General features: G+C 71.1%; 11 protein-coding genes and 1 tRNA gene. 9 read left to right on the top strand and 3 right to left on the bottom strand.

All coding sequences use genetic code 11. The features are described 5' to 3' along the window. The 5 genes from ABZE72_RS12140 to ABZE72_RS12120 form a co-directional block, all read left to right on the top strand. Positions 1–1,243, top strand: a 1,243-nt coding sequence (locus ABZE72_RS12140; RefSeq protein ID WP_372729292.1) for an alpha/beta hydrolase, incomplete at its 5' end; no start/stop codon positions are given. A 205-nt stretch (positions 1,244–1,448) separates the two neighbouring features. Next, on the top strand, positions 1,449–3,407 hold the full coding sequence (locus ABZE72_RS12135) for an ATP-binding protein (RefSeq protein ID WP_372729291.1): 1,959 nt from the start codon (positions 1,449–1,451) through the stop codon (positions 3,405–3,407). A 219-nt stretch (positions 3,408–3,626) separates the two neighbouring features. Continuing rightward, the gene (locus ABZE72_RS12130) at positions 3,627–6,674 is read left to right on the top strand and encodes a hypothetical protein (protein ID WP_372729290.1); all 3,048 of its coding nucleotides are present in this window, start codon (positions 3,627–3,629) and stop codon (positions 6,672–6,674) included. Beyond that, positions 6,671–7,138 (top strand): hypothetical protein, encoded by a 468-nt coding sequence (locus ABZE72_RS12125; RefSeq protein ID WP_372729289.1) that lies wholly within the window; start codon positions 6,671–6,673, stop codon positions 7,136–7,138. Before ABZE72_RS12130 ends, ABZE72_RS12125 begins: the two co-directional genes overlap by 4 nt. After that, positions 7,135–7,641 carry a hypothetical protein gene (locus tag ABZE72_RS12120; RefSeq protein ID WP_372729288.1) on the top strand — a complete coding sequence of 169 codons (507 nt, stop codon included), beginning with the start codon at positions 7,135–7,137 and terminating at the stop codon, positions 7,639–7,641. Before ABZE72_RS12125 ends, ABZE72_RS12120 begins: the two co-directional genes overlap by 4 nt. A gap of 29 nt (positions 7,642–7,670) precedes the next feature. Here ABZE72_RS12120 and ABZE72_RS12115 read toward each other — a convergent pair whose 3' ends face one another. Continuing rightward, entirely contained in the window at positions 7,671–8,597 is a 927-nt protein-coding gene (locus ABZE72_RS12115; protein ID WP_372729287.1) for a LysR family transcriptional regulator, read from the bottom strand. 102 nt (positions 8,598–8,699) lie between these two features. Between ABZE72_RS12115 and ABZE72_RS12110 the strand changes: the two genes are divergently transcribed. From ABZE72_RS12110 to ABZE72_RS12100, 3 genes are all read left to right on the top strand, one after another. Next, complete coding sequence (locus tag ABZE72_RS12110; RefSeq protein WP_372729286.1) at positions 8,700–8,882, top strand: hypothetical protein; 183 nt, start codon at positions 8,700–8,702, stop codon at positions 8,880–8,882. 84 nt (positions 8,883–8,966) lie between these two features. Continuing rightward, positions 8,967–9,039: transfer RNA gene (locus tag ABZE72_RS12105), tRNA-Thr, on the top strand. Between the two features lie 203 nt (positions 9,040–9,242). Continuing rightward, positions 9,243–11,570 carry a putative bifunctional diguanylate cyclase/phosphodiesterase gene (locus tag ABZE72_RS12100; RefSeq protein WP_372729285.1) on the top strand — a complete coding sequence of 776 codons (2,328 nt, stop codon included), beginning with the start codon at positions 9,243–9,245 and terminating at the stop codon, positions 11,568–11,570. On the opposite strand, the gene ABZE72_RS12095 is transcribed toward ABZE72_RS12100, so the two are convergent. After that, entirely contained in the window at positions 11,555–12,079 is a 525-nt protein-coding gene (locus ABZE72_RS12095; RefSeq protein ID WP_372729284.1) for a winged helix-turn-helix transcriptional regulator, read from the bottom strand. The genes ABZE72_RS12100 and ABZE72_RS12095 overlap by 16 nt on opposite strands. Before the next feature lie 61 nt (positions 12,080–12,140). Continuing rightward, positions 12,141–12,683: an N-acetyltransferase family protein gene (locus tag ABZE72_RS12090; RefSeq protein ID WP_372729283.1), complete on the bottom strand. Its 543-nt coding sequence runs from the start codon at positions 12,681–12,683 to the stop codon at positions 12,141–12,143. A gap of 106 nt (positions 12,684–12,789) precedes the next feature. On the opposite strand from ABZE72_RS12090, the gene ABZE72_RS12085 reads away from it, so the two are divergent. Next, positions 12,790–13,310 (top strand): MFS transporter (locus ABZE72_RS12085; protein ID WP_372729282.1); only part of this gene is annotated, 521 nt, incomplete at its 3' end.

Genomic DNA, 13,310 nt, shown 5'->3' with positions numbered 1-13,310 from the left:
CGACGCCCGGATCGGATCGCTGGTGGTGAACCCGGGTGGCCCCGGGGCGCCGGGCACCAGCTACGCCGCCCAGGCGCGCGACGTGTTCCGTCGGCCGCTGTTGGAGCGCTTCGACATCGTCGGCTTCGACCCGCGGGGGACCGGGGCGAGCAGCCCGGTCGACTGTCTCGGTGACGCGGCGCTCGACGACTACATCGCCACCGACCCGGACCCGGACACGGCAGCAGAGCGCCGGGCCTTCGCCGGTTGGGTCGAGGCGATCGGGGAGGGCTGTGTCGAGCGCTCCGGGAAGCTCGCCGACCACGTCACGACCGTCGAGGCCGCCCGGGACATCGACATCCTGCGGGCCGCCCTGGGGGAGGACCGGCTGAGCTACTTCGGTGCGTCGTACGGCACCAAGCTGGGCGCCACGTACGCCGACCTGTTCCCCGACCGTGCCGGCCGACTGGTCCTGGACGGAGCCGTCGACCTCTCGCTCGGCCTGCGCGATCTCTCGCTGGGTCAGGCGGCCGGGTTCGAGACCGCGCTGCGCGCCTACGTCGCGGACTGTGTGGACTCCGAGGACGACTGCTTCCTGGGGGACTCGGTCGAGGAGGGCCTCGAGCGGATCCGCACGTTCATCGACGAGGTGGACGCTGAGCCGCTGCCGACCGACTCCGATCGCGAGCTCGAGGTGGGCAACGCGTTCTACGGGATCGTGGCGCCGCTCTACAACGCGGACTACTGGTTCATCCTCAGCCAGGCGCTGCGCAGCGGGTTCTCCGGCGACGGGTCGATCCTGATCCGGCTCTCGGATCTCTACACCTCCCGCGGCAGCAAGGGGTACGACGACAACAGCATCGAGGCGCTCTACGCGATCAACTGCCTCGACGACCCGTCGGCGATCCCGCCCTCGGAGGTGGCCGCCAACCTGCCGGCGTTCGAGGAGGCCTCGCCGACGTTCGGTCGGGTCTTCGCGTGGGGGCTGACGGCCTGCGCCGGGGTCGAGGCCCGCTCCACGGAGCCGGAACGGACGGTCACCGCAGCGGGGGCCCCGCCGATCGTGGTGGTGGGCACGAGTCGTGACCCGGCGACGCCGTACGCCTGGGCGGTGAGCCTGGCCGAGCAGCTGGAGTCCGGGGTGCTGGTCAGCCGGGACGGAGACGGCCACACCGGCTACAACTCGGGCAACGAGTGCGTCGACGAGGCGATCGAGAGCTACCTGATCGACGGGAAGGTTCCGCAGGACGGGCTGTCCTGCTGATCCCGAGCCCCCATCGAGTCGGGGCCGAGCCCCACCGAGCCCCCATCGAGCCGGCTTACCCAGCACTTCTGGCGCTTCCATGGCGTTGCAACCCCGTGGAAGCGCCAAGTTCCCCGGAGATCCGGGGATCCCGACACACCCCCCCGCGTTATCGTCGGGAGCAGCCGGTCGGCCGCCCGACTCGGCGCGAGGCGAGGAGTGACGGGTGTCGGACCCGATGCAGAGCCTGATCCAGCGGCTCGAGGCCGCCGGGGCCCGCCGCAGCACGGATGCGGCCGGCTGGAGCTCGGAGGCCGACTTCGCCGCCGTCCTCGCGGTCCTGGCGCACGATCACGCGCAGGACCCGGACGAGCCGGCCGCCCCCCTGGCCTCGGTGCGCGAGATCTTCGGACTCGACGAGGCGGACGCCGCGTTGCTGTGGTGCGCCGTCGCCGGGGACCTCGACGCCAACGTCGCCCTGGCCTACTCGCTGCTGCGCGGCTCGCCGAGCCACTCCCGACCCTCGGTCGCGCTCGCGCTCGAGCTCGCCGGGCTCCCCACCGCGACCCCCGAGCCCTTCGCCCGCCTGGGCCCGGACGGCCTGCTGCGCCGGCACCGGCTGCTGGAGCTCTCCGAGCCCGAGCCCTGGCTGGCCCGACAGCTCAGCGTCCCTGAGCCGGTGGCCTCCGTCCTCGCCGGCGGCATCCCGACCGACCCGGCCGTGGACCGGCTGCGAATCCCCCTCGTACCCCTGTCGGTGGCCGGCAGCGAGACGATCGCGCGCGGCATGGAGCGTGGTGTGCCGCTGATCTGGGTGCGCTCCGCCGCCGGCATGTCCGGTACGGCGATGGCGGCCGGCGCGTTCGAACAGCTCGGGCTCAGCTGCCTGGCCATCGACCTGCGTCGACACCCGGCAGGCGACGGCCTCGACGACGTGGTCGCGCGGGCCGCCCGCAATGCGGGGCTGCGCGGCTGGGGGCTGGTGCTGATCGGCTGCGAGGTCGTCAACGACTCCACCGAGCGGGGGGTTTTCGAGACGCTGGAACGGGCCGCCGTCCCGGTGGTCGCGGTGAGCAGCAAGCCCTGGAACCCGCTGTGGTCGGCGCGCTTCCCGCTCATCGTCGAGGCGGGGCCGTTGTCGGTCGAGACCCGCTCCGACACCTGGAAGGAGAGCCTCGGCACGGTCGTCGACGCGGACGACGAACTGCACGAGACGCTGCTGGGCCTGCGCCTTTCGGCCGAGGACATCGCCGAGGCCTCGCGCTACGCACAGGTCCTGGCGGCCGCCCGCGACCAGGAGGTCACCGGGGACCTGGTCCGCGAGGCCGCGCGCCGGGTCGGTGGCTCCGGGGCGAGCACCGCGGACCGGGTGATGGGGATGCCCGGGGCGGGTGCCGGTCCGCGCTTCGCCGACCTGGTCCTGCCCGACCACGTCACCGACACGTTGCGGCAGCTGGTGAGCTGGTCGCGGCACCGCGACAGCGTGGCCGCCGAGGGGATGCTGCGGGGGCGGGGCCGAGGGCTGGCCGCGCTCTTCACGGGCAGCCCCGGCACCGGCAAGACCCTGGCCGCTCACGTGATCGCCGAGGAGCTCTCGATCGAGCTCTTCCAGGTGGACCTCTCGTCGGTCGTGGACAAGTACATCGGGGAGACCGAGAAGAACCTCGAGCGGGTCTTCCAGGCCGCCGAGGCGCTGGACGTCGTGCTCTTCTTCGACGAGGCCGACGCGCTGTTCGGCAGCCGTTCCGAGGTGCAGGACGCCCGCGACCGGTACGCCAACCAGGAGGTCTCCTACCTGCTGCAGCGGATGGAGCACTTCGACGGCATCACGATCCTCTCCACCAACCTGCGCGGCAACCTGGACCGGGCGTTCTCCCGCCGGATGAGTTTCATCGTGCACTTCCCGGACCCGGACGCCCCGACCCGCGCCCGGCTGTGGGAGCACCACCTCGCCCAGCTCCCGACCCTGGACGAGGACGACCCGGTGGACGTCCGGGCTCTGGCCACGGCGGTCGAGCTCGCGGGCGGCGACATCCGCAACATCGTCCTGGCGTCGGCGTACGACGCGGTGGCGGCCGACGAGGCCGTCGGCCAGCGTCACGTGCTGGCAGCCACGGTCGCGGAGTACCGCAAGCTGGGCCGGATGGTCCCCGACCTCGCCCACCTGACGGCTCGGGGCAAATGATCGAAGGCGCCACGGGGCGCGCCGGCGCGAGTAGTGTCGCGATCAGATCCGTTCTGGAAGAGCTCGGGTGCCGCATCTCGGTGAGATCGCGTCCCGACGTCGATCGAGGAGCGTGAACGCAGTGGCTGCACGACGGCAGGTCGACCGCCGTCCAGCCACGAACGCCCTCGAGGTGTCCCCGTCGGTCGGCCACCCGCATCAGGCGGACCAGGAGTATCGATGACCACGACACCGGCCGAGAAGACCCCGCAGACCCGCCCCCGCTCGAACGCTGGCCCTCCTCCGCCGGTGAAGAAGCGGCCGACTCCGCCGCCGGCCTGGCAGAAGCCGCAGCTCGGCCTGGTCAAGCCGGCCGCCGCCGAGACCGTGCGCGAGGTGGAGCAGACCGGCCGCGGGACCACGACCACCACCAGCCGCGAGCAGAACAGCTTCGACGGCACGACCGGCAAGCAGTCCTCGACGACGACCGAGGCGTTCGCCGGGGTCCAGGGTGAGTTGAAGCTGCTGAGCATCGCCAGCAGGGACGAGCTGAAGGTCTCGATGGAGGCGGCCGCTCGCGCCGGCGCCTTCGGTGCGGCCGAGCAGAAGAAGGCGATCCAGCGCGGCAAGTTGAAGGCCAGCATGGGCGCCAAGGGTTCCGGCGGTGCCGGCATCGAGGCGTCCAGCAAGGCCGAGGCCGTCGTGGACCGGACGGGCTACATCCCTGCCTTGGCCGCGACCTTCGAGGCGGCCGCGCGCGCAGGCCTGTGGGCCAACGGCCAGCTCGACGCGTCCGCCGAGATCGGTCCGCTGGCGGGGTCGGTGTGCGCCAAGCTCGATGTCCTGCTGGGGGCCGAGGCCCAGCTGAAGGCCGAGGTCTTCGCCGACCTGAAGCGCAAGGGCGTGGGCGCCGCCTTCAGTGCCAGCGCCTTCGCCGGGGCCCGGGTCAAGCTCGACGGCGAGGCCGAGATCAAGCTCGGCCCCGCCCAGCTCATGGTGGGGGGCACCCTGGAAGCGGCGGCCGGGGCCGGCGCCGAGATCGACACCGAGTTCTCGGTCAGCATCAAGGGGGTGACCGCGAAGTTCGAGGCCAGCGCCTTCGCGGGCGCGAAGGCCAAGGCCTCGGGCAAGGCCGCCTTCAAGATCATGGGCAAGAAGATCGTCTCGGCCAAGGGCGAGGTCGAGGTCAGCGTCGGTGCGGGCGCGTCGGTCTCGGGCAAGTTCGAGATCAAGAACGGCAAGCTCTCGGTGAGCGCCGGACTCAGCGCCGCGCTCGGCCTGGGTGCCGGCGGCAAGGCGGACGCCGACATCGACTTCGCCGCGCTGGCCGACGTCATCGTGGCCAAGGTCGGCGAGCTCTCCGCGGACCGTCCCGCGATCGACAGCGTCAGTCCCGACTACGAGCGCGAGGCCCTGCCGGCCGGCTCGGCGCTGGCCACGAAGAAGCAGGAGATCGGCTACGAGGCGGTCTACGAGGACTTCGTCGCCTACGCCAACAAGAAGATCATGCAGGGCGAGCACGGGATCAAGAAGGAACGGGTCCAGGCCATCATCGCCAACGCCGCCCCGTTGCTGCGCCCGCACTTCGCCTACGTCGAGACCGACAAGGGGATCCAGCAGGCGGCGATGGAGGCCTTCGCCGGTCAGCTGCGCCACGTCGACACCCAGGGTGGGTACATCCGCGCCTGGGACCCGGTGCCGGAGGCCGAGGCCGAGGTGTTCCGCACGCAGAAGCAGAAGGAGGAGAAGTGGCGCTCGGCTCGTGACGCCCTCACCGCCGACTTCGCGGCCTACGCCACGAAGAAGGCCAACAAGGGCAAGAACGGGATCAAGCGTGATGAGGTGCAGAGCATCATCACGAGCCACTGGAAGTCGCTGAACGAGGCCTTCGAGGGTGCCGAGCCCGACCAGGTGATCGACTTCGCGGCGCGCCAGATGAAGGCGCAGTACCTGACGAAGTTCTCGGTGGCGAAGGGGAAGATCGGGGAGTTCGAGGTCGACGCCGAGAAGACGGCCGGCACGAAGAAGGCGGCCGCGGACGACGCCCAGGCAGCCGCCCGGGCCGCTGCCCTGGCCACGCTCGACGGCAAGCTGACGGCGTACCGAGCCTCGCTGGTCGCCTCCAGCAAGGCCACGCTCGACCACAAGAAGCTGAACGGTCTGCTGAAGGACTCGGTCTCGTCGATCAAGGGACAGGTGGCCCGGGACGAGGTCAACGCGGAGCTCGCCACCGCGATCCAGGCGGGTCTGGGCGGCCTGGTCGAGGGAGTGACGGTGGAGAAGGGCGTGCTGAAGAAGTACTCGGAGAAGTCGGGCGCGCTCGACCGGGCCCGGCAGGCCAAGGACGCCGGCGACGTCGAGGCCCGGCAGACGGCGGCGGTCGCGGCGTTCGGGGAGAGCCTGGTCGGCTACCGGGAGCTGAAGACGAAGTCGGGCAAGAACGGACTCAAGAAGGAGAAGGTGCAGGTCCGGCTGGACCAGGCCTGCACGAAGGTCGGGGACTGGCAGCGCCAGGGCGGTGGCGACCGCGCCTTCGAGGACGCGGCTCGACAGGCGCTCGGGGAGCAGCTGCTGAAGAAGGTGGTGGTCGAGAAGGGCGTGGTGACGACCTTCACCATCAACGACGCGGTGATGACCGCTGCCAAGCAGGACCGTCGCGCGAACGGCAAGGCCTCGCTCGAGGGCGGCGCCGAGGACGACAATGCCCGCCGGAAGATGATCGCGGACGCGGTACGCCCCGGCTTCGCCTCGTACGTCGGCGAGCTGCGAGCCGCGGGGGAGAAGGACCCGTCCTCGGCCAAGGCGGTGCCCACGTCGACGGAGCTGCAGAAGCGGATCGACAAGGCCGTCAAACCGATCCGCGCCGACATCAACAACGAGGCCGGCGACCGGGCTCTCGAGCTGGCGGTCACGGACAAGTTCCCGATGATCGAGAGCATCCAGATCCAGGGGCTCGCGATCCGCAGCCTCGAACCGGTGAGCAACTTCGCCGCCCTCGCCAAGGCGAAGCGCGACACCGGCGCCGCGGTCACCCGAGCGATGGCGGACCTCACCGCCGAGCTGGCGCCGATCGAGCTGAAGAGCCGGCACGTCGTCCAGACGGCGCTCGACAAGTACCGGATCGGGTTCCAGGGGCTCGACCCGGACGAGGCCGACGTGATGATGACGGCGGCCGTGACCCAGGCCTTCGGACCGGGTCACACCACGAACCCGCTCGAGGAGCTGGAGATCGAGGGCGGACGTGTGAAGAAGCTCGCCTTCAAGTCGCCCGTAGGGTCGACCCCGTGAGCGCGACCACCCAGGACCTCGTGCACTTCTTCAGCTATCGCACCGGCGTCTCCATCGAGCTCCCGGTCGGCTTCGAGTCGGTCACCGAGGACGAGTCGTCGGTGACCTATGCAGTGCTCGACGAGGACGGGGCGGCCGGGCCGCGCGACCCCCAGATGCACCTGCAGGTCGTCGGTGAGTTCGAGGAGGACGCCACCGACGCGGACCGGACGGCGGCGGTGCGTGCTCTCGCCGACGGCTTCGCCGGGGTGGACGGCGAGCTCCTCGGTCGTGCGGACCGCCTCGTCGACGAGGAGCCGACGGCGACCGTGACCCTGCGGCGGCCGGACGCCGACCTCCTGCTCCACCTGACCGCGGCTGCCCATGGCTCGCGGCTGCTGTCCATCGTCGCGTCGACCTCGGAGGAAGCCATGCTCTCGTCGTACGACGACGCGGTCGCGTCGATCAGGTTCATCGACCTGTGAGCGGCTGGACGAGCCTGACCAGCGCCGACCTGCTGGTCTCCCTGCGGGTGCCGATCGGCTGGGACGCGCTGGCGGTGGACGAGTCGACGCTGCAGCTGCAGGGCGGTGCCGAGGCCGACGACTACCGTCCGACGGTGACCCTCGAGGCCGGCCGCCCCGAGGAGTCGGGTCGCGACTGGTTCGAGGCTTTCACCTCGTCGGTGGTGCCCGAGCTGGCCGCCGAGGTGCCCGGCTTCGACCTGATCGGGACCAGCCGGTCGACGTTGAGCAGCAGGAACGCCCAGGTCTTCGCGGTGCATGCGCGCCGCGACGACCCGGCCGGCCCGCTGCCTCCGACCAGCCAGGTGCAGGCCTGGGTCTGGGCGGGGAGCCACCGGATGCTCGCGATCAGCGCCTCCACCACCACGGAGCGTGAGGCCGTCGACCTGCCGGTCTTCGACGAGATCATCGCCTCGATCCGGCTGCTCCCGCCGCGGCCGTCGGAGGCGTCCGAGCTGTCCTGACCGGCGGCGCTCCTCCAGGGGTCGGCCGCTCAGCGCGGGTGCATCGGCGTGGCGATCGCCTGGATCCGGGCCGTGGCCAGCTCGATCATCAGGCGGGCCGCGGGGGAGAGGGTGGCCCCGGCGCGGTGCACGATCGCCAGCATGTCGAACTGCCGCGGTCGCATCGACACCCAGCCCGCGCCCGGCGCGAGGCGGGGCAGGAGCTGCTCGGCGGCCCCCTTGGGGATTACCGAGTCGGCCAGCCCCATCCCGACCAGCTCCACGGCGGTCTCCACGTCCTCGACCTCGATCCGGGTCTGCGGGTTGCGACCGGTCTCGTGCAGCATCTGGCGCAGCACGGTGCGGGTGGAGTCGTCGGCCCGCCAGGTCGTCTCGGGCATCACCAGCGAGGCGTCGGCGAGCCGGTGCGCGGTGACCGGGCTGGCCAACCGCTCGGGATCGGCGCTGATGTAGACGAGCTCGTCGCGGGCCACCGGCGTCACCTGCATGCCCTCGCTGCTGACACTGGTGACGGCGATCATGGCCGCCTCGAGACGGCCGCGCCGCAGGTCCTCCTGGACGTCGCTGGAGTTCTGGCCGATCAGCTCGACCCGGACGCCCGGGTGCCGAGCGAGCACGTCGGCGACCAGCCCCGCGCCGGCGTACAGGCGGGCGGTGCCGAACATCCCGAAGCGGATCGTCCCGGTCTCCAGGTCCGCCACGCTGCGGACCGCCCGGCGGGCGTCCTCGGCCGCGGCCAGGGTCCGCTCGGCGTGCGAGCGCAGCGAGTCGGCCACCGTGGTGGGGACGACGCCGCGGCCCACCCGGTGGAAGAGGCTCACCCCGAGCGACTTCTCCAGGGCCCGGATCTGCTCGGAGACCGAGGGTTGCGCGTAGCCCAGCTCTTCGGCGGCCGCGGTGATCGACCCGAACTCGTAGGTGGTCAGGAAGCAGCGCAGCTGGTGCAGCGAAAGCATAGGTACTCCCTTGGTCAGCCAATGGAAAGAGAGGCTACCCCTATGTCTTCGGGTGGCTCAGGATGGTCAGGTACGCATCCGCCACCTTCGAGGGAGGTCACCATGTTCGACCACGTCTGCACCGCCTGCTCCAAGCGCCAGTTGATCTTCCCCAGCCAGGTCATCGCGGTGACCAACGGTGCCAGCGGCATCCACGTCGCGTTCACCTGCTGGTGCGGCGCCACTCAGGAGCTGCGCACGGGCAAGGCCGCCTCCGAGGAGCGACGGGTCGCCCTGGCGGCCTGAGCCCCGCCGGTTTCGTCACTCGCGGCGCGCATCCGTATACTTCCCCGGGTTGCTCAGCCTCGACCTCGGTCGGACGGGCAGCGCGCCGCCTTAGCTCAGTCGGTAGAGCATCTCACTCGTAATGAGAAGGTCGTCAGTTCGATTCTGACAGGCGGCTCCGGTGACGGCCCCTGACCCGCGGAAGCGGGGCAGGGGCCGTCGTCACGTTGCGGCCCCTGCCGGGGCGGGCGTGTGACCAGAGGTGTTTGTGTGAATCCGATCGGGGCAGTCCTTCCATAACGTGCTCTTTCCACGGCCTGGGATGCCACAGTGTCCAGACCACCGGCTTCGCCGGCATGAACATTTCGGATGGTTCACCACGTGATCGACCCCCTCATGGACATCGACAGCCACGACCGCGGCAGGTCCGCGAACGAGTTCGCCGCGCCCGGCCTCGTCCGCGCAGACCGATGGGTGGGGGTCCCGGTCGCCGCGATGGCGGTGGTCGTCGTGATCTACGCCAGCAGCATGGTCCTGCTCGGCGACACCGTCGCGTACGCCCGGTGGCCCGGTGTCGTGACGCTGTGGCTGATCGTCGCGGTCTGCTGGGTCAGCGTCCGCCGCGTCGGGGGCCGCGCATCGGTGGTGATGGCTGCCCTGGCGATGAGTTCGTTCGCTGCCGGCGCCTCCTACGACCTCTGGGCCACTCGGGCCGGGGTGGCCCTCCCCATGCCGTCGCCGGCCGACATCGGCTTCCTGCTCTTCTACCCGCTCCTGGTCGCCGCCATCCTGACCGCCGTACGGCGCGCCAGTCGTGGCCTGTCGTCCTCGGTCTGGTGGGACAGCATGATGGGCGCGCTCGGAACGGCGGCCGTGATGGCCGTGGTCCTGGAACCCGTGCTCGCCCGGGTGATCGCGGAGCCCTCCTCCTTGGCGACCTCGACCCGACTCGCCTACCCGGTCTTCGACCTCGTCCTGGTCGGCTGCGTGGCCGGCATCGCGGGCCTGGTGCGCCTCAGTGGGGACGACCGCTGGGCCCTGCTGATGGCGGGTCTGCTCATCTTCGCGGCGGCCGACATGCTCGACGCCCTGCAGTTGGCCGACGACGGTCACCTCCCCGACGTGGGTTGGGTGATCGGCCTCTGCCTGATTGCGATCTGGGTGGCGGCCGCCGAGCCCGACAGCCGCCCGAGTCGGGGTGGGGTCGAGCCGCGCAGCGGGTCGGCCGCCCTGGTGGTGTCGTTGGCCGCCGGGCTCGTGGGCCTGTTCCTGCTGGTGCTGGGCACCCGGGTCCAGGTCTCGATCGTGGCCGTGGCCCTGGCCGGCGCGACGGTCGCGGCCGCCGTGGTCCGGTCCCACCGCGCGTTCCGGCTGCTGCGGCACCTCGTCGACCTCCGGCGGCACGAGGCCACCACGGACGAGCTGACCGGGCTCGCGAACCGGCGGGTGCTCTACGCCGAGGCGGCCGTCCGACTGAGTGACCGTGCCGCTCCGTGTGCCCTGATCCTGCTCGACCTGGACCGCTTCAAGGAGGTCAACGACAGTCTCGGCCACCACGTCGGGGACGAGCTCCTCGCTCGGGTGGGTGCCCGGCTGGCCGAGGACGTCCGCGACGGCGACCTGCTGGCCCGGCTCGGCGGTGACGAGTTCGCCGCACTGGTCGAGGTCTCCGACCGCGAACAGGCGGTCGCGACGGCCGTCAAGCTCCGCGAACTGCTCACTGCCCCGTTCCTGCTGGACGGACTGTCGCTCCAGTCCGGAGCCAGCATCGGGATCGCGGTCTTCCCCGACGACGGTCGTGACCTCAGCACGCTGCTGCGCAAGGCCGACATCGCCATGTACAAGGCGAAGCTGACCGGGATGGGCCACTACGCCTACAGCAGTGCCGACGACGAGGACCTCGACAGCCACCTGCGCACGGCCGCCGAGCTGCGCACCGCCCTGGGCGAGCACCAGCTGGTGCTGCACTACCAGCCCAAGGTGGACCTGGTCACCGGCGACGTGGCGAGCGTCGAGGCCCTGGTGCGGTGGAACCACCCGAACCGGGGTCTGCTGTACCCGATCGACTTCCTGTCGGTGATCCAGGAGGCCGGGCTGATGCCGCAGATGACCACCCGTGTCCTGGAGATGGCGCTCGACCAGGCCTCCGACTGGCGTCGCGGTGGCCGCCCGCTGAGCGTGGCGGTCAACCTGTCGGCCAGTTCCCTGGTCGACAACGAGCTGCCCGACGTCGTGGCGGCCATGCTGCGGGAGCGGAAGCTCCCGCCCTCGGCGCTCCACCTGGAGATCACCGAGGACTTCCTGATGGCGGACCGGGACCGCGCCCGGGCGATCCTCTCCCGGCTGCGGGCTGGAGGTGTGCAGATCTGCGTGGACGACTTCGGGACCGGGTACAGCTCTCTGGCGTACCTGCGCGAGCTGCCGATCGACGAGCTCAAGCTCGACCGCTCCTTCATCTTCCCGATGGCCGACGACGAGCGCGCCCTGGCGCTGGTGACCTCCACCGTCGGCCTGGCGCACAGCCTGGGGCTGCGGATGGTCGCGGAGGGTGTGGAGACGGACTCGGCGTACGCCGAGCTCGCGCGGATGGGCTGCGACCAGGCCCAGGGCTACTTCACGTCCCGGCCCCTGCCGGCCGCTGAGCTCGATGCCTGGCTGCTGGGCCGCCCCGACTCGTTCGACCCCTCGGCGCTCTACCCCTCGGGCTGAGGGTCGGCGCTCTCCGGGCGGGGTCGTCGGTAGCGCGCCCCCGGCCGCAGCGTGATGTCGTCCACCGAGAGCTCGCGCCCCGAGGCGCCGCGGACGGCGACGTCGACCGGTTCGTCGGTGCTCTCCTCGAGCAGCTCGACCGGACCGCCCTTGCCGTCCTGGAGGTACTCGTCGCCCCACTTCATCAGCGCCACGGCGACCGGGAGCAGGGCTTCGCCCATCGGGGTCAGCACGTACTCGTAGCGGGTGCGTTGGCCCGGCTCCTGGTAGGGCCGACGCGCGAAGATGCCCAGCTCGGTGAGCTGCTTGAGCCGCGCCGCGGCCGAGGCCTGGGTGATCCCGACCCGGGTCGCGAAGTCGTCGAAGCGGGTGGTGCCGTAGAACGCCTCGCGGATCAGCAGCATGGCCGAGCGGTTGCCGACCGCCTCCATCGCCTTGGCGATCGAGCACTCGCGCGGTGTCCACCGGGAGCGGTCGGCCAGTCCTCCGCCGAGATGCAGTGACGTCATGGATCGATCGTATCCTGACGCTGGACAACCATAGCCAGCGCCGGCGGGTCGGCGGACGGGCTCACGCGCAGCGCGCCTCCGGCACGCTCGTCGAGTTCGAGGCGCTCCACTGCAGCGGGATCCGGTGCTCGATCACCCCGTCCACCCAGGTGCGGGTGCCGCCCCACGGTGCGAGCAGTCGCTCGACGCGGGAGTTCTCGGGGTCTCGGGTACAGACGAGGGTCCCGATGCCGGCGTACAGCATGGAGTGCATCAACTGGTGCAGGAGCAGCGAGCCGACGCCGCGACCCTGGTAGTCGTCGACCACCGAGAAGGCGGCCTCGGCGATGCAGGGGTCGTGCCGGTCGCGCACCCAGCGACCGATGCCGACCGGTCGGCCGTGGGCGGTCGCGACGTACGCGACGTGGTTGACCCGGTCGGTCTCCGCCAGCAGGCGGAGGACGGTGGCGGGCGGTTCGGCGGGCATCTCCACGAGGAAGCGCAATCGTCGGGAGGTCTCGGAGAGACCCTGGTAGACCTCGCGGACCGTCTGCTGGTCGCCGCGGGCGAGCCGGGTGATCCGGACGAAGGTCCGGTCCCGGCTGGTCGTGGAAAGACCCTCCACGCGGGTCGGAGTGGATCGGAGACGTGGTCTCGACCGCTCCCTCATCTGACTTGTGCTTGCCATAGTCAGAACCATACGGTTGCTGGCTATGGATAACAATAGTCAGATGAGGGTGTCTGGACCTGCCGGACTCCTCCTGCTCGCCCTGTGCGGTGCGAGCTTCCTTGCCGGCCTCGACCTCTTCGTGGTCAACGTCGCCTTCCAGGACATCCGCGCCAGCTTCCCCGGGGAGTCCCTCGCGGACGTGAGTTGGGTGCTGAACGTCTACGCCATCACCTACGCCGCGCTGCTGATCCCGATGGGTCGCTGGTCCGACCGCTTCGGACGACGTCGCGGCTTCCTGATCGGGCTCGGGGTCTTCGTTCTCGCCAGCGTCGGGTGCGCGCTCAGCCCCGGGCTCTGGTGGTTGATCGGCTTCCGGGCCCTGCAGGCCGTCGGGGCGGCCATGATCACGCCCGCCAGCCTCGCGGTGATCCTGACCGCGATGCCGCTGGAGCGGCGAGCCAGCGCGGTGCGCATCTGGGCCTCGAGCGGCGCGATCGCCGCCGCGTCGGGCCCCGTGGTCGGTGGCTTCCTCGTGGAGGCCTCCTGGCGCTGGGTCTTCTGGCTCAACGTCCCGATCGGGCT

Origin of the sequence: Nocardioides sp. (assembly GCF_041600255.1) — a bacterium.
In the GTDB taxonomy this organism is placed as follows: domain Bacteria; phylum Actinomycetota; class Actinomycetes; order Propionibacteriales; family Nocardioidaceae; genus Nocardioides.
This window is presented reverse-complemented; position numbering and strand designations above follow the sequence as displayed.